The sequence below is a fragment of the Ramlibacter sp. genome (assembly GCA_019635435.1).
Lineage (GTDB): Bacteria > Pseudomonadota > Gammaproteobacteria > Burkholderiales > Burkholderiaceae_C > JAHBZM01.
Window position 1 is genome coordinate 1,109,653 of sequence record JAHBZM010000001.1, and the last position, 25,296, is coordinate 1,134,948.

Annotated in this window: 19 protein-coding genes; 9 read left to right on the forward strand and 10 right to left on the reverse strand. The window is 63.0% G+C overall.

What is annotated here, in order from left to right; translation table 11 throughout:
- Positions 1-29: 29 nt before the first annotated feature.
- A complete protein-coding gene (locus KF796_05285; protein MBX3586033.1) occupies positions 30-1,715 on the reverse strand; it encodes an AMP-binding protein in 1,686 nt (561 codons plus the stop codon).
- A gap of 47 nt (positions 1,716-1,762) precedes the next feature.
- A complete protein-coding gene (locus KF796_05290; GenBank protein ID MBX3586034.1) occupies positions 1,763-2,506 on the reverse strand; it encodes a hypothetical protein in 744 nt (247 codons plus the stop codon).
- 68 nt (positions 2,507-2,574) lie between these two features.
- On the opposite strand from KF796_05290, the gene KF796_05295 reads away from it, so the two are divergent.
- The 9 genes from KF796_05295 to KF796_05335 all read left to right on the forward strand — a co-directional run bounded on the left by KF796_05295 (position 2,575) and on the right by KF796_05335 (position 16,085).
- Positions 2,575-3,081: a hypothetical protein gene (locus KF796_05295; GenBank protein ID MBX3586035.1), complete on the forward strand. Its 507-nt coding sequence runs from the start codon at positions 2,575-2,577 to the stop codon at positions 3,079-3,081.
- A gap of 20 nt (positions 3,082-3,101) precedes the next feature.
- Complete coding sequence (locus tag KF796_05300; protein MBX3586036.1) at positions 3,102-4,721, forward strand: GMC family oxidoreductase; 1,620 nt, start codon at positions 3,102-3,104, stop codon at positions 4,719-4,721.
- Between the two features lie 14 nt (positions 4,722-4,735).
- On the forward strand, positions 4,736-5,635 hold the full coding sequence (locus KF796_05305) for an alpha/beta fold hydrolase (GenBank protein MBX3586037.1): 900 nt from the start codon (positions 4,736-4,738) through the stop codon (positions 5,633-5,635).
- A gap of 78 nt (positions 5,636-5,713) precedes the next feature.
- Positions 5,714-6,832, forward strand: a complete 1,119-nt coding sequence (locus KF796_05310; GenBank protein ID MBX3586038.1) for a response regulator — start codon at positions 5,714-5,716, stop codon at positions 6,830-6,832.
- A gap of 16 nt (positions 6,833-6,848) precedes the next feature.
- The gene (locus KF796_05315; protein MBX3586039.1) at positions 6,849-10,208 is read left to right on the forward strand and encodes a response regulator; all 3,360 of its coding nucleotides are present in this window, start codon (positions 6,849-6,851) and stop codon (positions 10,206-10,208) included.
- A 137-nt stretch (positions 10,209-10,345) separates the two neighbouring features.
- Positions 10,346-11,008 (forward strand): helix-turn-helix transcriptional regulator, encoded by a 663-nt coding sequence (locus KF796_05320; GenBank protein ID MBX3586040.1) that lies wholly within the window; start codon positions 10,346-10,348, stop codon positions 11,006-11,008.
- 86 nt (positions 11,009-11,094) lie between these two features.
- On the forward strand, positions 11,095-11,754 hold the full coding sequence (locus tag KF796_05325) for a Crp/Fnr family transcriptional regulator (protein MBX3586041.1): 660 nt from the start codon (positions 11,095-11,097) through the stop codon (positions 11,752-11,754).
- A gap of 55 nt (positions 11,755-11,809) precedes the next feature.
- Entirely contained in the window at positions 11,810-12,868 is a 1,059-nt protein-coding gene (locus KF796_05330) for a M4 family metallopeptidase (GenBank protein MBX3586042.1), read from the forward strand.
- A gap of 25 nt (positions 12,869-12,893) precedes the next feature.
- Complete coding sequence (locus KF796_05335) at positions 12,894-16,085, forward strand: AAA family ATPase (protein MBX3586043.1); 3,192 nt, start codon at positions 12,894-12,896, stop codon at positions 16,083-16,085.
- Here the strand turns inward: KF796_05335 and KF796_05340 are convergent.
- The 8 genes from KF796_05340 to KF796_05375 form a co-directional block, all read right to left on the reverse strand.
- Positions 16,067-16,765, reverse strand: a complete 699-nt coding sequence (locus KF796_05340; protein ID MBX3586044.1) for a class I SAM-dependent methyltransferase — start codon at positions 16,763-16,765, stop codon at positions 16,067-16,069. The genes KF796_05335 and KF796_05340 overlap by 19 nt on opposite strands.
- A gap of 24 nt (positions 16,766-16,789) precedes the next feature.
- A complete protein-coding gene (locus KF796_05345; GenBank protein MBX3586045.1) occupies positions 16,790-17,275 on the reverse strand; it encodes a hypothetical protein in 486 nt (161 codons plus the stop codon).
- Positions 17,276-17,402: 127 nt separating this feature from the next.
- Positions 17,403-19,304 carry a hypothetical protein gene (locus KF796_05350; protein ID MBX3586046.1) on the reverse strand — a complete coding sequence of 634 codons (1,902 nt, stop codon included), beginning with the start codon at positions 19,302-19,304 and terminating at the stop codon, positions 17,403-17,405.
- Positions 19,305-19,313: 9 nt separating this feature from the next.
- Positions 19,314-20,159 carry a phosphatase PAP2 family protein gene (locus tag KF796_05355; GenBank protein MBX3586047.1) on the reverse strand — a complete coding sequence of 282 codons (846 nt, stop codon included), beginning with the start codon at positions 20,157-20,159 and terminating at the stop codon, positions 19,314-19,316.
- A 269-nt stretch (positions 20,160-20,428) separates the two neighbouring features.
- A complete protein-coding gene (locus tag KF796_05360) occupies positions 20,429-22,213 on the reverse strand; it encodes a hypothetical protein (protein ID MBX3586048.1) in 1,785 nt (594 codons plus the stop codon).
- A gap of 128 nt (positions 22,214-22,341) precedes the next feature.
- A complete protein-coding gene (locus KF796_05365) occupies positions 22,342-23,181 on the reverse strand; it encodes a phenylalanine 4-monooxygenase (protein MBX3586049.1) in 840 nt (279 codons plus the stop codon).
- Positions 23,182-23,186: 5 nt separating this feature from the next.
- A complete protein-coding gene (hppD, locus tag KF796_05370) occupies positions 23,187-24,260 on the reverse strand; it encodes a 4-hydroxyphenylpyruvate dioxygenase (GenBank protein MBX3586050.1) in 1,074 nt (357 codons plus the stop codon).
- 190 nt (positions 24,261-24,450) lie between these two features.
- Positions 24,451-25,227 carry a lipase chaperone gene (locus KF796_05375; protein MBX3586051.1) on the reverse strand — a complete coding sequence of 259 codons (777 nt, stop codon included), beginning with the start codon at positions 25,225-25,227 and terminating at the stop codon, positions 24,451-24,453.
- Positions 25,228-25,296 lie beyond the last annotated feature (69 nt).

Here is a 25,296-nt window from a genome sequence, read left to right on the forward strand (position 1 = left end):
AACGAGGCACTCGGGTGCCGAACACCTCGCTATTTGCCCGCACGCAACTCGCGGCGGAGAATCTTGCCCACGTTGGTCTTCGGCAGGTCATCGCGGAACTCGACATATTTAGGGACCTTGTATCCCGTCAGATTCTGCCTGCAGTACTTGGCAACATCGTCTTCGGTCAGCATGGGGTCGTTCTTTACGACAAAAACCTTGATTGCTTCGCCCTGCTTGTCGTCGGCAATGCCGATGGCTGCGCACTCCACGACGCCCGGGCACATGGAGATGACGTTTTCCAGTTCGTTGGGGAACACATTGAACCCGCTCACCAGGATCATGTCTTTCTTGCGGTCAACGATGCGGGTGTAGCCCCGCTCGTCCATGACCCCGATGTCGCCGGTGCGCATGAAACCGTCGGCTGTGAAGGCCTTGGCGTTTTCCTCAGGCTGGTTGTAGTACCCGGTCATGACGTTGGGGCCCAGGATGCAGATTTCCCCGGGCTCCCCTTGCGGCACGGAATTGCCGTCATCGTCCTTGATCGCGATCTGAATGCCTGGCAAGGGCAGGCCAATGGTTCCACTGAACTCCTTGCTGGTCACCGGGTTGTTGGTCCCGATGGCGCAGGTTTCACTCATGCCCCAGCCTTCCACCATGGGGCACCCGGTCACCTCCTGCCAATGGCGGGCCGTGCCCTCGGAAGCCGCCATGCCTCCGGCCTGTGACACGCACAGACCCGAAAAGTCGATGGATTTGAACTGCGGATGCTGCAGCAGGGCATTGAACAGCGTGTTGACCGCCGGCAGCATGTGAAACGGGCGCTTTTTCAGCACTTCGATGAATTTCCCGAAGTCCCTGGGGTTGGGAATCAGGGTCAGATGCGAGCCCCAGCGAATCGCCAGCAGGCTCAGCGTCAGGGCAAAGATGTGATACAGGGGCAGCGCGGCGATGCTGTTGGTCTTGCTCACGTCGCCCACACGTTTCAATGCCGGCGTGAACCAGGCCTCTGCCTGCAGGATGGCGGCGACGATGTTCCGGTGGGTTAGCACCGCCCCCTTGGACAGTCCCGTGGTCCCGCCTGTGTATTGCAGAAACGCCGTGGAATCCAGCGTGGCCTGGCTCGGCTTGAGCTGCCCCGCGGTGCCGTCTGCAATGGCCCGATTGAAGGGCGTGACAGTTCTTCCCCCCGTGAGGGGCAGCCGGTAGGCCGGCACCATCTTGGCAAGATGCCTGACCGCAAATGTGATCCAGGTGCCAAACCAGAATCCCAGCAGATCCCCCATCGAGGCAACCACGACATGCTTGATGGGGGTTTTGTCGATGACTTCTTCGAGCGTGCTGGCGAAATTCTCCAGAATGACAATGGTTGTGGCGCCAGAGTCTCGCAGCTGGTGCTCGAGTTCACGGGCGGTGTAGAGGGGGTTGACGTTTACGCAGGTGTAGCCGGCCCTCAGAATGCCCGCCATGGTCACGGCGAACTGCGGGATATTGGGCAACATGATCGCGACGCGGGCTCCGGGTTCCAGGCCCAGACCCTGCAACCAGACGCCCAGAGCGCTCGAAAGATCGTCCAGCTCCCCATAGGACATCCACCGATCCATGCACACGGAAAACGGGCTCGACGCGTTCTTTCTGAAGGACTCTTCCAGAAGGTGGGTGAGGGAGCGGTATTGCTCCGGGTTGATGTCATGCGGTACGCCCGCGGGGTAGCTGTTGAGCCAGATCTTTTCCATGAAAACTCCTTCTTGGCCCGATTGTCAAAGTAGTGGGGGTGTTGCGGCTACCGGGCAAGTCCTAGGAGATGCTGCAGTCGGGTCTCGCAAGCGACAGGCGAGGCATCAAACAACATCTCGATCAGCTGGCGTTCGCGTTCCTCGATGATGGCAAGAAAGGCCTTGGCGCTTTCCCGGCGGCGGGCCATGCGTGCAAACGTCTCAAAACCAGCCTCGAGAAATCGCTGCAATGAATCCAGACCCGCCGCCGAGGCCGGGCCCCGCATCATCCGCAGCATCAATCCCAACCCCGGCGTGCGGGTCAGTCTGGCCATCTCGTTGCCAATGCCCAGCACGGTGACCAACTGGCGGTCGCGATCGTCACGCCGGCCCACCTCGCGCCATGCCTGGACATAGCGGCGGGCCGGCGGGTCACCCGGCTGGGCGGCGGCCAGCCAGGCGCAGCCCATGCGATGGTCCAGTTCCTCGGTCAGCGCGTGCAGCTCTGCCAGTGCGACAGCGGTTTGCACCACCTGAGCCGGAAAGAAAGTCTGCATGGCGCCTGCGATCCGGGAAAACTGGGCGTCGCGCTCCGCGTAATCCTTGTCGCTGTACAGCTCATCGAGAAAGAAGCGGGCCGCGGCCGCGTGTTCTCCCCCGCTGAGCATGTCGGCGTAACTTCCACCAAATCGCCGGGCCTGAAGGCCCTTGACCTCCCTGACCGCCGCGGCCAGCGCTGGCGCGCGGTCACACTCCACCCGCAGCGTCGAAACCTGCTGCACCGCATGGCGGATTCTCTGGGCTGCTTCCATACAAACCCCGAGTCTATCTAGGCAGGGCGCCCTACGCCGCCGCCGCCCTTGCATGCGATAGTCATTCCATGCAAAGAAGAAGCCTGCTGAAGTTGGGAGCTGTGTCCGCCGCGTTGCTGGCCGTGGCGGGCGGGGTCCTTGTGCGCTCGCGTGCCGGTATCGACGGCAGTCAACTCAGTGCCGGAGGGCGTGAAATCTTCCGCGCAGTGGGCCGTTCCATCCTCGATGGCAGCTTGCCGACCGAGGCTGGTGCGCGGGCGCTTGCGCTCACGGGCCTGATCGACCGCGTCAACGGCCTGGTGGCCGCGTTGCCGGCCCACGCGCAGGCAGAGCTGTCGCAGCTGCTGGCGGTCCTTGACACAGCGGCTGGCCGCCTGGGCCTGGCCGGCCTGTCGGCCGACTGGCCCGATGCCGACGAGGCACAGATCCAGCAGGCGTTGCAAACCATGCGCGTTTCTGGAATAGCCTTGCGCCAGCAGGCCTACCATGCGCTGCACGACATTGTTGGCGGCGCCTACTTCTCCGATGCGAGCACCTGGGTGCAACTGGGCTATCCCGGTCCCCTCAAGATCTGACACAAGGCGTTCCCTTACCGATGAGCAGTTTGCAAGACCCGATCCGCGACGGTTTGAAACGCGGCTGGAAAGTACTGGGCGGGCCGCACGGCCCCCTGCCGCAGCGCATCACCTGTGATGTCGCCATCATCGGATCCGGCGCCGGCGCCGGCATCACCGCCGAATTGCTGGTCAAGGCGGGGCTGGACGTGGTGCTGGTGGAGGAAGGCCCGTTGCGCAGCAGCACAGACTTCAACCAGCAGGAAGCGGTGGCCTACCCATCGCTCTACCAGGAAAGTGCCGCGCGCAAGACCGAGGACAAGGCGATCAACATCCTGCAGGGGCGGTGCGTGGGCGGCTCCACCACGGTGAACTGGACCAGCTCGTTCCGCACACCGCCTGGCACGCTCAAGTACTGGCGTGACGAGTTTGGGCTCGCGGACTACCACGATGATGCGCTGGCCCCCTACTTTCTCCAGGCGGAACAGCGCCTGAACATCAGCTCCTGGCTGACCCCGCCCAACGAGAACAACGACCTGCTGCGCCGCGGCGCGGCCAGACTGGGCATTGGTGCGGCGGCGATCGCGCGCAACGTCAAGGGCTGCTGGAACCTGGGGTCCTGCGGCATGGGTTGCCCGACCAACGCCAAGCAGTCCATGCTGGTCACCACGATTCCGGCCGCGCTGGATGGTGGGGCCACGCTGCTGGTGGAAACCCGGGCCGAAAAGTTCGAGTTTGCCAATGGGAAGGTCGCCTCCCTGCAGTGTTGGGAGGCAAAACCCAATGGAGTCCTTGTCCGGCGGCCACAGGGCGCTATAAAAATAGTAGCAAAACACTATGTCGTCGCCGCCGGCGCCATCAACTCCCCGGGTGTGCTCCTGCGCTCCGAAGCGCCCGACCCGCACGGGCGGCTGGGCAAGAGAACCTTTCTCCATCCGGTGGTGATGTCTGCCGCCGTGATGCCCAGGCAGGTGGAGGGCTGGCAGGGCGCCCCCCAATCCATTTACACCGACCATTTTCTGGAAACCCAGCCCATTGACGGGCCCATCGGCTACAAGCTCGAAGCACCGCCGCTGCATCCCGTGATTTTTGCTTCGACCGTGACGGGTTATGGCCGCGAACAGGCCGATCTGTTGAGCCAGTTTCCCCACACCCACGTCCTGCTGGCCTTGCTGCGCGACGGCTTTCATGAGCAGGCCGCTGGTGGCCATGTGAAACTGCGAGGCGACGGATCTGCGTCGCTGGACTACCCGCTGACCGACTTCATCATGGATGGCGCCCGAAGGGCGCTGCTCAGCATGGCCGAAATCCAGTTTGCCGCGGGCGCGCGCCAGGTCTTGCCGGTGCATGAGCTGGCGCACCCTTACCCCAGCTGGGCCCAGGCACGCGAAGCACTGGCCGCCTTGCCCATGAAGCCGCTGCTCACCAAGTTTGTCAGCGCGCATGTCATGGGAGGCTGCGGCATGGCCGGTGATGAGCGCCGGGGCGTTGCCCGCCCCGACGGTGTTCACTGGCACATAGACAACCTGTCCATTCACGACGGCTCGCTGTTCCCGACCAGCATCGGTGCCAACCCACAATTGTCGATCTACGGCATTGTCAACCGGTTGGCGCAGGGCCTGGTGCGCCGCCTCACCGGGCGTGGTGTGGCGCTGGCCTGAGGCGCAACGCAGGCATGCTGGCGCGAATTCAACAGAGCATCACCCTGGGGCTGCTGGGCCTTGCGGTTGGCTGGCTCGCGTGGTTTGTCGATACCCCCGTCCTGGCCTGGGTCGGATGCCTCACCCTCTTGCTGGGGTATGCCGTTGTCCTGGCATTCGAGTTCGTGGCGCTGCGTTTTGTGAATCTCGGCGATCCGGTGCCCCGGCCCGGTTGGGGGCAACTGTTCAAGGCCTGGGTGGGCGAGGTCGTCACTGCGCCCCGGGTTTTTGCCTGGCGCCAGCCGTTTCGCGCTGACGCCGTGCCTGATCTGCTGGATCCGGCCGCTTGCGCGCCGGGCGCGCGCGGGGTGGTGTTGATTCACGGGTTTTTCTGCAATCGCGGCCTGTGGACCCCCTGGCTCAGGTGGCTTGCATCGCATGATCACGCCTTCGTGGCGGTCAATCTGGAGCCGGTCTTCGGCTCCATTGACGATTACGTGCCGATCATTGAGGAGGCTGTTGCCCGCGTCACGCGCGCCACCGGGCAGCCGCCAGTGCTGGTATGCCACAGCATGGGCGGCCTGGCTGCCCGCGCCTGGCTGCGTGACATGAACGGTGCCGGTCGCGTGCACCATGTCATCACCATTGGCACGCCGCACCGGGGCACCTGGCTGGGGCGCTTCGGCCACGGGCGCAACGGACAGCAGATGCGGCTGGTCAACCCCTGGCTGGATGCGCTGGGCGAACACGGCAGCGCCGGGTTGCATGCGCGCTTCACCTGCTGGTACTCCAACTGCGACAACATCGTGTTCCCGACATCGACCGCCACCCTCCCTGGCGCCGACAACCGGCTGGTTCCCGGTGTGGCCCATGTACAGCTTGCGTTTCACGGCGAGGTCATGCGGGCGTCACTGGCGAAAATCAGCGCCCTGTGAGATAGTCCCCGCATGAGCGGGCAGACGGCCTTCCGTCTGCTGAATTCTGGGCCTGAGGGCTAACAAAAGGATACACACATGCCCATGATCATCGTCATGGAAGACGATGCCGGCACGCGGATGCTTGTTGCCTCGGTGCTGAAGAAAGATGGCTACGACGTGCTGACAGCCGAGAATGGCGCGCAGGGACTGACGCTGGTCGAGGAGCACCGGCCTGACCTCGTCATCAGCGACGTCCAGATGCCCGAAATGAATGGCTTCCAGATGCTGGCCGCGGTTCGTCAGAACGCCGCGCTGGCCAATACGCCGGTGATCCTGCTGACCTCGCTGCAGGAGCGTGCGCACATGCGTATTGGCATGACCACCGGAGCGGACGATTACATCACCAAGCCCTTTCGCCCCGGTGAGCTGAGGGAAGCCGTCACGGCGCAGCTCAACAAGCGCGTCATGCAGGCCACCTTGCAGGACATGGCCGTCGGTGCCGCTGTCCAGGCGGCGCTGGAAGACCAGAAACACAACCTCGCCAAGCTCTACGAGCAACGGCTCGCCAAGGAACTCAGTGAGCGCTGGCCCACCGGCGACGGCAGCGAGAGCGACGACAAATTCGACCATGCCACGGTTCTGTTCGTGGACATTCCCAACTACGCCACCGTGGCCGAGAAGCTCAGCAGCGCGGAACTGACCGAACTCGTCAAGAAGTTCTATGGCAGCGCGGGCGATACGGTTCACCTGTTTGGTGCGCGCCACATGCAGTTCATCGGGGAGGGGCTGCTGGCAGTGTTTGTGGACAGCGCCGATACCAAGTCCGTCAACCACGGCCTGCGAGCCGCCCGCGCCGCCCTGGGGCTGGTGGAATCGGCGCATGCCATTCGCCAGTATCTGCAGGCCCAGTACCCGGGGCGGAATCTTCCGAGATTCGAGGTCAACGTGGCGCTGCACAGCGGGCCGGTGACGCTGACCGTGCTGCAAGACCCCCTTCACGGCACCTCGGCGCAGACACTGCCTGTCGGCGACGTTGTGAGCGCCACCATGTTGCTCCAAAAGGAAACGCGTGCCCTGGGCTGGGCCATCAGCGCCAGCGTCACGACCCTGCGCAGTGTCACCGGCGCGGTCAGGATTGACCGGCGCGCGCTCATCGAGCTGCCGGGCCGGTCTACCCCCATGGACGCCGCCGAACTGGTCGCGCTGGCCCTGTGACTTGCGGGGTCGCCTGATGCGACTGCTGTCGCTGCGCAAGATCCTGGGCGCCAGCCTGGTGCTTCTTGCGCTGGTGCCGGCCCTGGCGGTGGCGTGGCTGATGGGCCGGTCCAGCGACCGCGCGGTGGAGGACCTGGCGGGAACCATCCTGACCCACGTGGCGGCGCTGGTCCGGTCCGGCACCGAGGATCATCTGCGGCAGGCGCACCGGGTCCTGAACGGCCTGTTCGATGAACGCCTGAGCCCGACCCAGCAGGCCCAGGCCCGCGGCTGGCTTCGCAATCCCAGCCAGTTCGAGTCGATGGCGTTCGCGCTGACGCGCCAGTCAGAGGCTGTGCCGGCCCTGTACTTTGGCAATCAGCGCGGAGAGTTTTTTGGCGTCGAGCGGATGGCAGAGGGAGTCAAGGTCGGCATCCGTGACCCCGAAGGGCGCGGGCGCCGATTCTTTGTCGCGCGTCAGCCGGGAGACCGCCAGCAACCCGGGGGCGTGGAGGCCCTCAACTTCGAGCCCCGAACCCGTGGCTGGTACATGGCGGCCATGGTCGCCAAGGACCGGGTTTTTTCACCAGTGCAGGTGGCCCCCGCGCGCCGCCAGCTGATGGTCACGCTCTCGCAGCCCGTCTATGACGCGGATGGCGGTGCCGCTGGTGTCTTCGCGGCCGATCTCTACCTTCAACCCCTGGCCGATGTCTTGCGCACGCAGCGCATCAGTTCGCACGGCGCTGCGTTCGTCGTCGATGAAAAGGGCGCCCTGATCGCGAGTTCGGCCGGCGACGCACTTTTCCGTGGCACGGAAGGCCATTTCGAGCTGCGCAGTCCGCGCGATAGCGCCAACCCCGTCATTCGCAGTTCATTTGCCGCGCTGGAGTCCATGTGGGCCAACCGCCGCGCGGACACGGTGGCCAGCGACACAAGTCTGCAGCGGCTGCCCCTGGACGGGAAGACGCTGTTGATGGTCCAACAGCCTTTTGGTGAAGCGCTGGGCCTACGCTGGACGTTGGTGGTGGCCGCGCCGCAGAGCGATTTCACGGCGCAGATCCGCCAGGCCTTGCAGGTTTCCCTGGAACTGATGGCGGTGCTGGTGGGACTGGCCGCCATCGCGGCGGTTCTGGTTGCACGGGGGCTGGGCCGCAGGCTGGGCGGTCTGAGCCGGGCCGCCGAGCAACTGGGGCGTGGCGAAGTTCCGGTCATCGACCAGAAGACCCGCATCCGCGAAATCAGGCAGTTGTCGACCGTGCTGCATGACAGCGCCGAACAACTGCGCAGCTATCGGGACCAGGTCAAGTCCGACGCGCAGGCGCTGCAGCATGCCAATGAAAACCTGGAGTCCCGGGTGGCACAGCGCACGGCGGAGCTCGAGGCCTCGCGGGAGGAGGCTCTGGCGGCCGCGCAGGCCAAGGCCGCGTTTCTGGCCACCATGAGCCACGAGATTCGCACCCCGCTGAACGGCGTGGTGGGCATGAGCACCCTGCTGGTCGAGACCCCGCTGACCGCCGAGCAGCGCGACTATCTGCAGACCATTCGGCTGTCCAGTGACCAGTTGCTGGCCGTTATCAACGACATTCTGGATTTCTCGAAAATCGAGTCGGGCAAGCTCGAACTCGAGTCCGAACCTGTGGGCGTGCGCAGCGTGGCCGAAGAGGCCTGTGACATCGCGGCGCCGCGGGCCCGCGAGAAGGGCCTGGAACTGATCATTGACATCCCGGAGCCGTCCGCGGGGGGCGTTCCGCCCGCGATCCTGGGCGATGTCACACGGCTGCGCCAGGTGTTGATCAACCTGATCAACAACGCCGTGAAATTCACGGCCAGCGGGGAGGTGACGGTGCAGGCACGCACGCTGCGCGAGCTTTCGGATGGCTCAGCCGTGGTCCTCGAGTTCCGCGTGATCGACAGCGGGATCGGCATCCCCCCGGAGCGTCTGGGCTCCCTCTTTGAGGCGTTTACCCAGGTGGATGCATCCACCACGCGAAAATACGGGGGAACGGGCCTCGGGTTGGCCATCTGCAAGCGGCTGGTGACCCTGATGGGCGGCGAGATGGGCGTCGAAAGTGAAGTCGGCAAGGGCTCCGTGTTCTGGTTCACCGTGACCGTGCCCGTGACCGAGGCGATTGCGCCGGCATTTGGCCCCATGGGTGGCGGCCTGCTGAATGCCAACCGGGCATTGATTGTGGATGACCATGCCACCAACATCCGCATCCTCACGCGCCAGCTTGAAATGTGGGGCATGGAGGTGTCCAGCGCCGACTCGGGCGCCCAGGCGCTGCAATGGCTCGAGCAGGTGGACAAGCTGGGCCCGGAAGCGGGGCAACGCCTTCCGGACGTCATCATTACCGACATGCACATGCCCGAGATGGATGGCGTGACCCTGGCGAGGGCCATCAAGGCGCACCCCGGGTGGCGGGACATTCCGTTGCTGTTGCTGAGCTCGGGCTTCATGCCGGCGGGCGACGAAAACGCCGAGCTGTTTGACGCCAGACTGCTGAAGCCCGCCCGGCAATCACAGCTGTTTGACACCATTGCGCGTTGCATTTCTTCCGATCACATGACCCATGCCGGGGCAGGCACGGTCGTGACCGACGTCAAGAAGCATGTCACCGTTCTGGTGGCCGATGACAACGCGGTCAACCTCAAGGTGGCCTGCGCCATGCTGCTGAAGCTGGGTTACGAGATCCACACCGCCGTCGATGGCCGTGAGGCCGTTGAGGCAGTGGCCCACGCCATGATGCACGGCAGGCCATTTGGCGTTGTCCTCATGGACGTCAACATGCCCGACGTCGATGGCCTGCAGGCCACGCGTCAGATTCTCGCAGCGTGGGGCGCCAAGGCCCCTCCCATCATTGCCCTGACGGCGGCGGCTTCGGCGGAAGACCGCGAACGCTGCGAAGCCGCGGGCATGCAGGACTATCTGACCAAGCCATTGCAGGTGGCCGCGCTGGCGCAGACCCTGGAGAAATGGCTGGAGGGCCGTGCGATCAATCCCGCCGAGTCGCAGTCTCCGGCAGCCCCCGGCCCAGCCGACAGCTCCCTGCGGATCGAGGAATTGATGGATTTTGGGCGCCTCAACGAGTTCCGGGAGTTTGACGACGCCACTCACAGCATGACCCGGGAGGTGGTGGGCCTGTTTCTGGCCGACGCGCCCCGCCGGGTGCGGGCCATTGAGGAGGCTTTCGCGGCGGGGGATGCGGAGGCGCTTTCGCGCGCGGCGCACGCCCTGAAAGGGGCCGCGAGCAACATCGGCGCCATTGGTCTGCAGGCCGTCTGCGCCGCGTTGGAGGCGGGCTCCAAATCCGGGCTTGGGGCAGACGCCGCACGGCAGATCGCAAGTCTGCAGACGCTGCTGGCCCAGACCCGGGTCGCGCTTTCGGACTGGTCCTGAGGGAGCACTTGGGCTTCAGGCTCGGGGGGGGCTCCTGGCTTTGTAATTTTTTTCACAAAAACGCGGGCCATATTCACCACTCAGCAGCAACCTGGTTTCTTACGCTTACAACACGAATAACAAGGTTGGGGTGGACGATGGAAGCGCTTCTGAACAACAGTTTTGCGGACAGCGGCCTCACGCTGGACGGAAAAGACGGCTTGGGCTCTGGCCTGGCCTTGTTGATGGACGAATTGGCCTACGGTGTGCTGGTGACCAATCTTCAAGGCCAACTGCTTCATGCCAATCAGGCCGCGCGGCATGAACTGGGCCGCTTCCGGGTGCTGGGAGTCAGCGGAGCCGAAAGCCAGCTTCAAACACTGGGGGACGATGACACCAGGGTGTTGCAGGACGCCTTGGGCAAGGTGGCTGAAGGCAAGCGCAGCCTGATCACACTGGGTGGTGCCGAAGCGGCCAGTTTGACGCTGGCGGTGCTGCCGCTCAAAGGGGAGGCGGGTGCCCCGCCGGTGCGCGCGGCGCTGCTTTTTTCAAGGGCTTCCGTTTGCGAGTCGCTGATGCTTTGCTTTTTTGCCCGTAGCCATGGCCTGACCAGCACCGAGGAACACGTGCTCGGAATTCTGTGCCACGGTTACTCAGCCCCGGAAATTGCCAGGCAGATGAACGTGGCCGTCTCCACGGTGCGCAGCCATGTCCGCAGCCTTTGCGCCAAAACCCGATCCAGCGGGGTTCGGGAACTGATGAACCGGGTGGCCGTGTTGCCACCCGTGGCGCCGGCGCTCAGGTACGAGCAGATGCATTGATTTTCCGGGCAATCCGGGCCTGAGAACCCGGGGCGATGCCTTGTTTTCCCGACATGCTAGAGTGTGCGTCGTCGGGAAACTTTGCCATGAACGCCCCCAGCCTATCTGCGACTCACGAAAAACTGATTGCCGCCCTGAGCCCGTCGCTACGCGCGCTGGCGCTGCGGGGCATGATTCGCAATTACAAGAAGAGCAGCGTCATTATCAATGAGGGCGACGAGGGCGAATCCCTTTTTGTCCTGCTTCAGGGTAACGTCAAGGTCTTCGCCACGGACGAAGACGGACGGGAAATCACATACGGCACCATCGCCGCGGGCGATTATTTTGGCGAGATGTCTCTGGACGGGGGGCCGAGGTCGGCGTCGGTCATGACGCTGGAACCGTGCATTTGCTCCGTCGTCACCCGCGCTGCCGTGCGCGACCACCTTGCCGACGAGCCAGAGTTTGCCCTGGACCTGGTTGCCCAGGTGATCCGCCGGGCCCGCTCGGCCACGGAAACGGCCCGCAACATGGCGCTTCTGGATGTCTATGGCCGGGTGGTGGCCACGCTGGAGAGCTACGAAGGCCCTGGCAGCGCCGAGGCCCCGATTGAACTGCGGCAAATCACCCACCAGGCCATTGCCAGCCGCGTGGGCGCGTCGCGCGAGATGGTCAGCCGCCTGCTCAAGGACCTTGAAAAGGGGGGGTATATCGCGCTTGGCGTCAAGCGGATCACCCTTCTGAAAAAGCTTCCTGCGCGTTGGTAAGTCCCTGAGTGGGCTGACGCTGTATCCTTCTGTTGGTGACCAACGGAGGGGAACGATGAGTGCGAGATACGGCTGTGTATGTTTTGCAGTGCCGAAGAAATTGCTTGCGCATCTGGCCGACAGGTCAGAAGGCGATCAGAAGCGGGCCCTTGTCAATCACTTGCATCATTCGACAGAATTGCGGGCCCGGCGCGCCGCGACGAGCGCCAGGCGCGCACCCGCATCGCAGCCGGGGCAAAAAAAGTTGCACCGGCAGGTCTTTGATGCGCAAGGTCAAACGTTCCTGCCTGGTAAGTTGCTGCGCGGTGAAGAGGTGTCTTCCACGGCTGATCAATCCGCGAATCAGGCGTATGACAATATCGGCATCGCGCTGCGGTTCTTTGAAACTGTCCTGGGGCGGAATTCGGTCGATGGCAGGGGCATGCGCATTGATGCCACCGTTCACTACGGGTTTGGCTTTGCCAATGCCCTATGGACGGGGGAGCAAATGATCGTTGGGGATGGAGACGGTCACCATGTCTCGAATCTGGCGGGCTCGCTGGGCATCATCGCGCACGAACTCTCGCACGGCGTCAGCCAGCATCTGATCAGGGGCGGCCTGGGTGTCGTGCAGATGGCGGGCCAACCCCCTTCACTGAAAGGTGAAGCCGGCGCCCTGAATGAGTCCTTTTCGGATGTTTGCGCCAGCATGGTCAAGCAATGGCATCTGGGCCAAGCGGTCGATGCCGCGGACTGGCTGCTGGGGGAGGATGTCTTGGCGCCTCATGCGGGCCGGGCGATCCGGTCCCTGAAGGATCCGGGCAACAAGCATGAGACGTGGGCGAGTGACGATCAGATTCGTGATTTCAGGCGCTTCAAGGCAACAGATGATCCGCACAAGGGATCCGGGGTGGCAAATTTTGCCTTCTACTCGGCCGCTGCCGAGTTGGGCGGAAAGTCCTGGGAAACCCTGGGGCCGGTCTGGTTTCAGGGCTTTGACAGATTGCGATCGCGTGCGACCTTCCTTGACGCTGCTCATGCCACGGTGGAGGTCGCGGCCAACGTTCACGGGAGAAACTCGCGCGCCCATCGCGCTGTGAAGGCCGCCTGGCAACGCGTCAACGTGATGAACTGAAAAACACACCGACCCGCGTTCCGCCATGCACTGCCAAACCTGTAGCGCCCTCAACCCGGCATCCAACCGCTTCTGCGAGAGCTGCGGCGGGGCGCTGTCGCAAGTTTGCGCGGCGTGTGGATACGCATCCGGGCCGGCAGCCAGATTCTGCGGCGGCTGTGGTGCTCCGATTGAGCGAGCCACTCCTCACCAGGCTGCACCTCCGCCCCTGGCGGCCTGGGGTGAACTCAAACTCGCGACGATCCTGTTTGCTGACATCGTGAGTTCCACGGAACACATTTCGGGGATGGACCCCGAGCAGGCCATGTCGCACTTGAGGCCTGCCGTGGCGACCATGTGTGGCGCCATCGAGTCCTTTGGCGGGACCGTGATCCGCACGCTGGGAGACGGCGTGATGGCCGTATTTGGTGTCCCGCGCGCACTGGAGGGGCATGCCAGCCTGGCATGCGAGGCCGCGCTGGGAATGCAAAGAGCGTTCCGCGACCATGAAGGGGGGCTGGCCATCCGGGTCGGTCTGCATTCGGGGCAGGTTGCTTCGGACCCGCAGTCGACGGATGCCACCATCGGCGGCGGCGTGCACGGGCAGGCCATCCACCTGGCGAGCCGGGTGGTTGCATTGGCCGAGCCGGGAGGCGTCTGCATCACATCGGCGTGCCTTGCTCTGGTACGACAGGCCTGTGACGTTCGTTCGATGGGGGCCCACACCTTGAAGGGGATCGGCGAGCCTATCGAGGTTCATGCCTTGCTGCGCATGAAGGATGGTCTGGACGGGGTACGCCTGCATCAGGCGGCCGCTTCCACTTTCCGTGGGCGCAAACGCGAGCTTGCTACCTTGCAGGATTCGCTGCGCCGCGCTGAAACGGGTCTGGGGGCGGCCATTGGTCTTTCGGCTGCACCGGGAACGGGCAAAAGTCGCCTTTGCCAGGAGTTTGCGTCCTGGTGTCGAGGCCGTGGAGTGCCGGTCTACGAGGTTCGCACGCAGCTGTATGGGCACGCGACGCCTTTGCAGCCCGTGCTGACCTTGCTGCGCACCTGCTTTTTCCAGATTGCGGCAACCGATGACGTCGCGGCAGCCAAGGGGCGCATCGCCAGACAACTCCTGGGAACGGGGGTTGCGACGCACGATGATTGTGCGCTGTTCAACGAATTCCTGGGCATTGCCGAACCTGAAGATCCGCCGTGCTCCCTGCAACCCAAAGCGCGGCGGGTCAGGTTGCTCAACCTGGTACGCGAACTGGTCAAGCATGGAGGCACCGATGCATTCGTCATCATTTTCGAAGACCTTCATTGGCTGGATGAGGCCAGTGAAGAGTTCGTCTCCGTGCTGGTGGACGCGGTCGAACGGGCTCGCATCCTGTTGGTGCTGAACTATCGGCCGGAATACCAGGCGCCATGGTTGTCGCTGCCGCATTTTCACCAGATGAATCTGCCACAGCTCAGTGCCGAGGAAACCGAAGCACTAGTTCAGGAACTCCTGAGCACGCGTGTCGAATTGAAAGATGCGTTTGGACTCATCGTCGAAAGATCGGCGGGCAATCCTTTTTTTGCAGAAGAGCTGGTGCATGCCCTCCTCGAGAGCGAGGTACTCGCGGGGGTCGATAGCGGCGCCAGTCCAAGCCTCGACCTGATTGCCAGGGCTCTGCCGCCCACGGTCCAGGCGGTGATCGGGGAACGGATTGATCGACTGGTGTTGAGCCAGAAGACGCTGCTGCATATCTGCGCCGTCATCGGCAAGGAAATACCGCTACCGGTGCTGGAGAAGGTGGCGGTCTATCTCGCGGACCAGCTTGAGAGCGAGCTGAACGGGCTGTGCGAGGCTGAGCTTTTGCAACTTCTGCGTGAGATCACCGGCGGGAGGCACTTTGCGTTCCGGCATCCGCTGATCCAGGAGGTGGCCTACGGGACGCAGCTCAAGGCGCGGCGAGCCAATCTTCACGCGGCCGTGGCCGTGGCCATGGAGACCCACTATCGCGCCAGACCCGATGAATTTGCAGCGCTGATCGCCTATCACTACGAGGCCGCAGGGCAAGTGGTCCATGCCGCCCACCATGAGGCCAAGGCCGCCCAATGGCTGGGCGCGACCAACTCCACCCAAGCCATGCGCCATTGGCGCAAGGCCCGCGCCCTTCTTCTTGACCAGCCTCGCTCCGCCGAGATCGACCGGCTGCGGGTCAGGATCGGTAGCGGGTTTGTCTACCTGGGCTGGCGGGAAGGTCTGAGCGCCGACGAGGTTCAGCAAATTGTTGAAGAGACCGTTGAGCTCGCCACGGATGTGGACAGCCGGTTGATCCAGTTGCTCTACCTTGCCGAAGGGCGGATCCTTCAGGGAAATGGAGGCCCGGCGGACGACTATGTGCGCAACATTGAAAAAGCCATTGCCATTGCCCCGTCCCTGGGTGACTCGGGGCGGGCAGCGTCTATGAATGCCGCGCTGAGCCATGCCTATTCCTGGGCCGGACGGCTCGAGGAAGGTCTAGTTGCCAATGACGTTGCCCTGAAAGGGGTGATGGCTGTTGACCGTCTTGATCGGGAGTTTTTTGGATTCGATCTCAAGCAGTGGATTCTTGGCATCCGCGTGAGATTACTGATTCGCATGGCCCGGTTCGACGAAGCCGCAACCTGTTTGCGGTCCCTGGCAGACTCCATTATTCCAGCCCACGACCCGGTCATCCGGCAGGTGGCGCACTGTTTGCGACTGGAGCTTGCATTGGGTGTGGGGGACGTCCCACTGGCCCGCGAGCAGGCAGACAACATTTCAGCCATTGCCCAGATCAGCCAGAACGCCTACACCCGGACGGTCAGCCTCTGGGCCTCTGGTTTGGCAACCTCTGCCGCTGGTGATTTTGATCAAGCCGCTTCGAAATTCCTGGAAGCACTGGACCTGATCCGTAGTTCGCGTGTTGCCGTTGAGTTCGAAGCCGAGATACTGGCGGGGCTTGCCGAGTGTCGTGACAGGGCGGGGGCCTATCCACAGGCGATCCTGGACGCCCGCAGTGCGGTGACCACGTCGCGGCAACGCAGCCATCGCATCGCCGAGTGCCGTGCCTTGATCGTCTGGGCCCGCGCGCTGGTCCGATGCCATGGGGCGCAAAAACTGGATGAGGCTCGTGAACTGCTGGATCAGGCGCAGGCCCTTGTTTCCCTGACCGGCGCCCGATTGCTCGAGCCGCAACTTGCCGGCGAGCGGGCACAGTTGAATCAGCTGGCGGCAGATTGAGGGCCTTCAGAAGCCTGATACATCCGGGCGATCAATGTATGTTCGCGCATGCCGTAGTCCGACAGGATGATCACCTGTGAACCCAGGACGTCTTCACAGAAACTTCGCCAGAGACCGGGGTCTGCGCGGTAGATTTCACGCTCGCCGCGGCTCGTTGACGGTTGCTGCGTCAGGAAGTTGACGGCATAGCCCAGGCGACTGACCGCACGCATGTGAGTCAGAGTCGCCTGAATGTGAGCGATCCAGGCGTCTTCGGGCTGATCGAGTTTGACGTTGAATATTCCGCTTGCGACCGTGTAGTCCGCAACACGGTCGAATTCGCTTGCCGTTTCGAACCGTGCTCCCTCACGGCCATCCCATTGCCGGCGGGCCGCATCGACCATGGCCTGCGAGATGTCAATTCCCAGGTAGTCAATGTCCTGGCCCGGAAATCTTTGCCCGATGAAAGAGAGAAGCGCGCCGTACCCGCAACCCAGGTCGTTGATGGTGCAAGGAGACGTCGCCTCGCGGACCTTGAGCAACTGGACAAAGCGCAGATGCTGCGTTGGCATGCAGGACCAATCCACACCGAGAGGTGTGGGGCCGTGGGCGACGACTTTTCCCGTGTAGTGCCGGGCTATTTCCGCGTGGAGCGCGGTGAACTGGCCGGGCTGGTCTGTGCCGTACAGGGCATCCGGCATCGGCACGCCTGGCAGTTCCTCAGGCTACTTCGCCTTCGGGTCGAGGCCCAGAGGCAGGGAGACCACCAGGTAGTCCTGCTTCATGTAGAACAGCGGGCGGGCCTTGTCGGTGATCAGCACCCGATTGGCATCCTTGGCCGCGTTCAGGTCGTGCAGCTCAAAATACACCGGCAAGGGCTTCTTGGCCGCGAGGTTTTTCACAATCGCGCCGACGATGGCCGCGTCCCCGGTCTTGCCGGCAACGTTGGACTTGACCTTGCGCAGGCTGCCAAGATACCGGTGGAAGCGGTTCTTCGTCTCGGCATTGGTCATTCCGGTCAAGTTGAGTGCGGCAATGCTGGATTCGAAACTGCGGCCGGCCTTGAAGATTTCAAACTCCTTCTGCAGCGCCACCATTTCGTCCAGACCGCCGTGGAGCTCCTTCGATCCCATGGACGGTGCAAATCTCAGATTCAGTTTCTCTTGAAGGCTGCCGACATAGATGTCGTGCTCTTTCATGAAAAGGCCCATGGAGTGCTCCTAAGTTCGGTGTGAAAAGTGGGTGCGCTCTTGTAAGAATTGCAACGCACCGTAAAGGCCAGACAGTTTAGACGCTAGATTTTTTCTTGGGAAGAGGCAATCCGGGCGAGTGGGCAGATCACAGGGCGTTGAATACCTTGCGGGTGACCTGGGGTGCCGCATCGCTGGTGCCCACGAGGCGCGCCACGCCGCCGCTACGCGTGCTGGCACCCTTGAGACCCAGGAGGATGGGGTTCTCGTCGCTATAGGCTTGGGTGTCGGGAACCTTGCGCACGCCGGGCCGTTCGGGGCGACCCGCGTCGGGGTCGGGCTTGCGGGGGGAGTAGTGGGCCCAGGTTGAATTGGTCACGCGCACGCCGCCCACCGACACGATGCGGCCACCGGTGGCAATGCTGTTGAAGTTGCCACTGCGCCGAATGGGCGAGGGGTTGTCGGGGTGGTCCACAAACGACCCCGGGTTGCCGCTGGTGTCGTACCACTGGTCTTCAAAGTGCGACTGGCGCGCGCCGGTGTGAACGCCAATGATTTCATCATCCCGCTCCACATAGGCATCGACCGTGACTTTGCCCGCACGGGTATTGGCAATGGACACCTCCCACACGCCACTGGGCGCGGTGGCCGTCGATCTGTCAAACGCAAAGGTGGGGGCCACGGCCACCAGGGCGCAGGTGCCGTGCGCGCCAATGGCCACCGATTTCGGATAGATAAGCGCGCACAGGGGCGTACCGTTTGCCTCGTTCCAGGTGCCGGACTCGCCCCAGGCCAGCGCCGGCAGCGCGCCTCGCCCGGGTGGCGTGATCTGTACCGTGACGCCGTGCGCGCCCTCGGGAATCCAGATTTCAAGGAAGTTTTGAGTCAAATCGCCCGGAAGTCCACGCCAGTTGAGCACTACATGCTCATTTTTTGATAGCGTTGCATTGGCGTGCGTGCGGCTTTGATAGCTGTTGCTCACCGGCAGGACGATCTGCAGGTGGCCGGCTTTCAGGTCAATCAACTGATCCATGGCGGCCTCAAGCACCGAGCTGCCGTCATGCGGACCGGCCAGGGTGCCCCAACTCACGTTGACCGCCAGCTTGGCAGAAGCGGCGCACCGCGACAGCATGTACATCAGTCCGTCCATGATGTGAACGTTCATCGAGCCGCCGGAAGTGTCGAGCACCGTGTCCCAGTCAAGCTGCACGGCGACGATGTCTGAGCGGCTCGCCTCATCGTTGGCCATGGCCCAGCTTGGCGGCGCGTCCAGGTGCGGCGGAACTCCCGCAATCTGGGCCAGCACCGTCCGCGGTCCACAGGCGATGTCCAGCACATGGGTGCCGTGGTTGACCCGCTTGTTCAGCTCCATGCCCATCTGGAAATGCTGATACACCGCTGTTTCGTCCACCATGCCACCAAAGGTGTTGCGGGCCATCGCCTGATTGATGTCGCTCGCGGTCAATTCGTGGCCGTAGCCCAGGCCGGAAGGCGCCGGGCCTGTTCCGGTTTTGTCCTGTCGCCAGAAAAAGCGGGTGCGGGCTTTCCCGTTGCGCAGGAAGTTGGCGTTGGCAAATGCCAGTCCCCCATCAATCAGCCCGAGCACCTTGCCCTTGAGCAAACCCGCCGGGGCGGGTGGGGTCAAGTCAGTGTCGGGTGCCGTCGGGTCGTCCGCGTGGTGGCCGGCCGGCAAGCCCAGCTCAAAGCGCTGAACCAGGGCATGCAGGCTTCCGCCCGGTCGAATGTGCCTGAAGAAGGCGGGTCGCACGCGGGCCGTGCAAAAGCGCAAGCCCGCAGGCGCTGCTGCGCTGGTGTACACCGGCGGGACGTGGAGCCAACCGGGCGAGGCTGCGGCCTTGAACTGCGCAACGCTGGTGCCCGGGCTCAGCTCCACCAGCAGCGGCAGCCACCTGGGAGGCTGGCTCAAGCCGTAGCCCGCGAAGTTGTCGGCCTCGGCCCAGATCAGGTACGGGTCGAAGCCGGTTGTGGCACCGGGCCGGGCCCAATCGATGCCGGTGAAGCCGCCTCTTGGCAGTGGAGTCCATTGCATGGCCGTCGCTCAGTTGGCAGGAGTCCATTCGGCCACGGCTTTTCCCCACATGAACTGCATCAGTGGCGAGGCGGGGATCATGCTGGCGCCAGGCATCAACTGGTAGTAGCCGCTGTGGTTGTCGTCCAGTGGAACGCGCGGGTCAAAGTCAATCACCGTGCCCTGAGCACCATGGAACTTGCGGCCGTCAAAGCCGCGTTCATGCACCTTCGCGCCTTTGCAGCGGGCGACGAAATAGTCTGCGAGTGATGTCCCAAGCAGCCGCCCCACCGCGCTGTCCACCGGGTAATGCACGCCTGCCACCGTCCGGTTCACGGCAATGCGGGCTGCGAGCCGTTCCATCTGCTCGCGGTACTTGTGGCCATGGGGCAGCAGGGCTTGCAACACCGCGCTGGTGATGTAGGCCTCGGTGGCGTGGCCGCTGGGCCAGCTACCGTGCCCCGGGGTGGGAATCATCGGCTGGATCTGGGGTGACAATTCAACAGGGCGCTGGCAGGCAAAGCCATGCTTGAACCGCATCTCCACATGGGTGGCCAGTGACAAGGCCAGGTCCAGCAGTTCAGCCGTGTACCTGTGGCGATGGGCCGTGAGCCCGATCATCGAGGCCCAGAAAGGACCACCACCGTTCACCTGCGCCAGGATCTCCGCGCCCCGGTCTTCGCGCAACTCGGAATAGTTGGCGATCAGGTCCAGTTGCTGCTTGAAGATTTTCTCGGTGGGGCGGACCAGCCGCGTCAGCGACAAGTCTTTCAGCGGCCTCTTGTCCAGGTTGACAAAGCCGAGGGTCATGGACGTTTTGGCCTGGTTGACGTCGAAGTGAAGACCCGAGAGAAGCTCCAGTTCGCAGGTGAACATCCGCGGGCCCGGTGCCCACTCGGCCAGGCGATCTGGCTTGTCCAGCGGAGTAGGAGGGGTGAACGGGAGCGTAGCGCCTTGGAAGGGGCCGACGAGGGCCTCTCTATTTAGGGTTAGAGCATGCGTCAAAAGTGCTTGGGCTTGTTCCGTCCCACCTGCATATCCACCTGCATATCCGCCTGCATATCCGCCTGCATATCCGCCTGCATATCCGCCTGCATATCCACCTGCCATTGGAGTTTCTCCCAAATCTAAGATTAATAAAGGGGTTAGAACTCTGGTAGCCCTAGAGTACGTAAAGCATCCGCGCATCGCTTTCGCGTGACGCTGCTATTGCTACCTATCGAAAGATAGGATGCCACTGTCAAGCCCGGTTGTTCCTTGAGAAGTTGGACAAGCGTCTGTTTGGCTTCATCGAGCAGATTGATCTCGACTTGCGCCGTCAACAAAACTCTGTACGTGGGGGCGTGGTGGCGATTTGCGCGTAGCGACTTGCGAGCGTGCAGTATTGCGCTTGCGTGATTATTGTTTGTCAGTAAGGCAGATGCGGTAATTAACTCAAAGAAGTATTTCAGAGGGTCGATTGGGGATAGAGCCGTTGCAAAAAGTGCTTCTGATACGGAATCTGGCGCTGATCCCCACATGGTCGAGAGAACGCTCTTGAAAAGCCATGCCATTGATTCGTTCGGATTTGAGGAAACGGCTCGCGACAGTTGTTTTTCTGCCAAGCCAAACTCTCCTAGCACTTGACTATATGCAAGGCCTTCGATGGAAAGAGTCAGAGCGTTTTCCGGTTCGCAGTCCAAGGCTCGTCGTGTTATTTCAAGGGCTGTCTGCGCCTCTTTTCTTGGATCGTCGCTCATCCCACGGACGATTCTCAACAGATGCCACTTCGCCAGCCACGCTCGGGCTGTCGCAACACGGTTGTGTCGTTCAACAAGGGTCTCGAGGATCTCACGACTTCGCTCAAATTCGATTGCAGATGATCTGTGCATGAGCGCCACCCCGCCCATCATTAACGCGCTGCTGTCTAGACGAGGTAATGGTTGAATTAGGGATTGTCGAACTTCTTCGTCAATCAACGCGCGCGAAACACCAGTGGAAAGTGCATTTAGCATTGCACTTTCAATTTGCAGCAAATCGTTGGCGTCGTTGGCCATTCGTTCTGCCCAAACAATCTCATTTGTCCGGGCGTTTGCAAGCTCAGCTGTGACTACCAGCTTGCCATTACTTGCAATATAGCTACCAGACAGCACAAACGTAGCCTCCAGTCGGGCTGAGATGTCGGGCATGGCACCTGCTCGCCCCCGAAACGCCGTTGTCGACAATCGTGAGATCACCCGGATATCCGGGCTGCGCGACAGCTGGGCAATCACACCATCGGCAATCAGCTCGCCAATCACAAAGTGCTCGGGCTCGTTGCTCCTGGCTTCAAAGGGAATGACGGCAATGGTGGGTCTGAAGTCCCGGGGGGTGGTGGCGGCCACGGGAACGATGGGTTCGTGGCCCGCCTGCCCCACGCGATATGCGCGGACGGGCTCCTGCACATGTTTGAGGTGGCACTCGCCCAAGTCTTCGATATCAGCGTCCAGTCCCGCGGTCAGCTGGTCTCGCAGCTCCGCCGTGACCACCAGCTCGCGCGGGCCGGCCAGTGTGGCGACCCGGGCAGTCAGGTTGACGTCACTGCCATAGATGTCATGCTTGTCCGCGACAAACTCCGCCAGATGAGCGCCCATGCGCAAGTGCAGGTGACGAGCGGGCGGCCGCTCTTCGTTGTCCTGGTCATTGAGGTATTGCAGTGCAAACGCCGTCTTGACGCAACCTTGCGCATTGGCGAATTCCAGCATCAGGCCATCACCCAGGCTTTTGACCAGGCGGCCTCCGTGCAGCGGCAGGAGCCGTTGCTCGACCTGGGCCACCAGGCGCTGCCACCGCTGTACAAATTCATCTTCGTCCTGCTCCATCAGGCGCACGGACTCCACCACGTCCAGAACCATCAAGACCTTGGTCTGGCGAGGCAGCAGAAGTGGCAGTTCGGCGCCGGGAAGGGACATCCTATGAGTATCGGTGTGAAACGTCCTCCTCATTTTGTAGGAGGAGGCATCGCGGGGATACTCCTGAATGGTCCGGGGTGCCGAAGCCATTGCGCGCTGTTGCTACAGCGCTGCACAAAAGGTGGGGATCAGGCGTCTTCGGGCAGAAGGGCGTCCGCCCCCAACTCCCGCAACCCCTTCACCCGCTCATACACCGGCGCGAAATCCGGCGCGGTCATCTCAAACAGCTGCTGGAAGCTGTCGATGACAAAGTAGGTCTGCTGGTAGGTGTCGATCTTGTAGCGGGTGCGCATGGTGCGCTCCAGGTCGAGCGGCAGGCGATGGGGTTCGGGGCTGTTCACGGCGTACTGCAGCTCGCCCGACGAACTCAAAATGCCCGCGCCGTACACGCGCAGCCCGTCGGACTGGCGGATCAGGCCAAACTCGATGGTGTACCAATACAGCCGGCTCAGCAGCTCGCAGGCACCCAGCTCGTGCGCCTTCAGGCCGCCCTGGCCGTAGCGCTGCACATAGTCGGCAAAGACCGGGTTGAACAGCAGCGGCACATGGCCAAAGAGGTCGTGGAACACGTCGGGCTCGACGATGTAGTCAAACTCGTCAGGCTGACGGATCCAGTCCGTCACCGGAAACTTGCGGTTGGCCAGCAGCGTGAAGAAGGGCACCTCGGGGATCAGCCCGGGCACACCCACAATTTCCCAGCCCGTGGCCTTGTGCAGGCGCTCGTTGATTTCCTCAAACCGGGGGATCCGGTCCTTGATGCCAAGCGAGGGCAGCGCGGCAATGAACTCGTCGCAGGCCAGCCCGGGCAGCAGCGCGGCCTGACGCTCGTACAGCCGCCGGTAGGTGTCGTGGTCGGCGGCGGTGTAGGCCGCGTAGTCCTGCGGGCAGGTGTAGTCGGCGCCAGCGCGCGCGTAGTCGCCGCGCGGTGGGCGCTCACTCGCGCCATAGACGACGGGTTCGACGGCCATGGTGCTCAGGCCTTCCCGGCTTCCAGAACGCCCCGGCGCATCTGGTCCAGCTCCATGGTTTCAAAGAGCGCCTTGAAGTTGCCCTCGCCAAAACCCTCGTTGCCCTTGCGCTGGATGAACTCGAAAAAGATGGGTCCGAGCTGGTTTTCGCTGAAGATCTGCAGCAGCAATTCTTCAGGCTTGCCGTCCACCAGGATATTGCGCTGCTGCAGTGCGCCAATGTCCTCGGTCAGGCCGGGGATGCGCTTGGGCAGCAGTTCGTAATACGTCTCGCTGGTATTGAGCAGCTTCACGCCGCTGAACTGCAGGGCATCCACCGTGTCGTAGAGGTTGGTGGAGCCCATGGCAATGTGCTGGATGCCCTCGCCGCGGTAGCGGTCCAGGTATTCCTGGATCTGGCCCGATTTCTCGTTGCCTTCCTCGTTGATGGGGATGCGGATCTTGCCGCAGGGGCTGGTCATGGCCTTGCTTTTGACGCCCGTGGCCTGGCCTTCAATGTCAAAGTACCGCACTTCGCGGAAGTTGAACAGCCGCTCGTAGAACCCGGCCCACTCTTCCATGCGGCCGCGGTGCACGTTGTGGGTCAGGTGATCGATGTAGGTCAGGCCATGGCCCGCGGGGTTGAGTTCGGCGCCTGGCAGGGCCTCAAAGTCCACATCAAAGAAGCCGATGTTGCCGATGTCACCGTCCTGGGCCCCGTTCTTGCCGCGCCACCTGTCGATGAAATAGATGATGGAGTCGCCAATGCCCTTGATTGCCGGGATGTTCAGCTCGCCCGGGCCGGCCGATTGCGCGTAGCCCCAGGCGCCCAGCGAGATGGCGCGCTCATAGGCGGCCTTGGCGTCCTGCACCCGGAAGGCGATCGCGCAGACGCTGGGGCCATGCAGGCGGGCAAAGCGCTGGGCAAAGCTGTCGGGTTCTGCGTTGATGATGAAGTTGATGCCACCCTGGCGGTACAGCGTCACATTCTTGTGGCGATGCTTGGCAATGGGTTTGAAGCCCATGCGTTCGAACAGCCCTCCCATGGCCTGCGGGTCGGGGGCCGCGTATTCGATGAATTCGAAACCGTCGGTTCCCATGGGGTTGTCCCAGGTGCCGGAAGCTTGCGTGGCGGTGGTCGGTAGCGGTGCGTTCACGGCAGGGTCTCCAAGGTGATGAGGATGTCCTCACTATAGACATTGCGCGCTCAGCTTTGTTGCGAAGTGGCGGCCTATCCTTGGTTGCCGGCGCATGAAAACTGCGCCATTCTCGATTTTTCTGGAGGGTGAATTAGCGAATGGGCGTTGGCGCAGCGTTTTGCTGGCGCAGACTCAGCGCGGCCTCGAGCCGAAGCTGTTCCTGCTCCGAAAAAAGCGTTTGCCGCAGGGCGCCCAGTTGCGCGGCACTGGCCTGCCGGGCCTGGGCCTCGGCATACTGGCTGAGGCGGGCCTGCCAGTCGGCATTCTCCCGGTCCAGCTGCGCCAGATTGAGTGCGGCGGCATCACCATATTGCGTCTGCCGCAACCGGTAGCGCTCCGCCTCGCTGGCGCCACGCGCATCCAGCGCTGCCGTCTGGGCCGCCACGGCCATTTGCTGGACGGCTTCCACCCTTTCCTGGCGTTGCGCCGGCGTCAATTCGGCCAGGGTGTCCTGCAGCGCAGCCTGCTTCTGTGCGGGGCTCAGGTCGGGGTTGCGCTCAATTTCAAGCCGGGCCAGCGTGAAGCGGTCCAGGGCTTCCTCCCGGGCGAACAGGGCGCGATGCTCTTCCTCGCTGAAGTACTGGTGGCGTGCGCGGTCGCGCGCGCCCAGTGCCAGGCGCAGCGCCCGTGGATCGCCCGGGTCCCGGGGCGGCTTGATCGCGCCCAGCGCCACGCGGTAGTCCACATAACGTTCCATGAGCGCCATGGCACGCGCCAGCTCGCTGGCGCTGAAATGCCGTGGCAGCACGGCCTGCAATTTCTGCTTCAGCGCAGCGGGCGAGTCGGCCTCGCCAGCGTCCGTGAGCGCGGCTTCCAGCCGGTAGCGCAGGTCGTTTGTGAAAAAAGGGTCTTCGGTGGCCGCGGCCAGGCCGTTGCCGGCGAGCGTGGCCGCGGTTGCCGCCGATGCCGACGGCGGCACCTCGGACGGGGCCGGCCC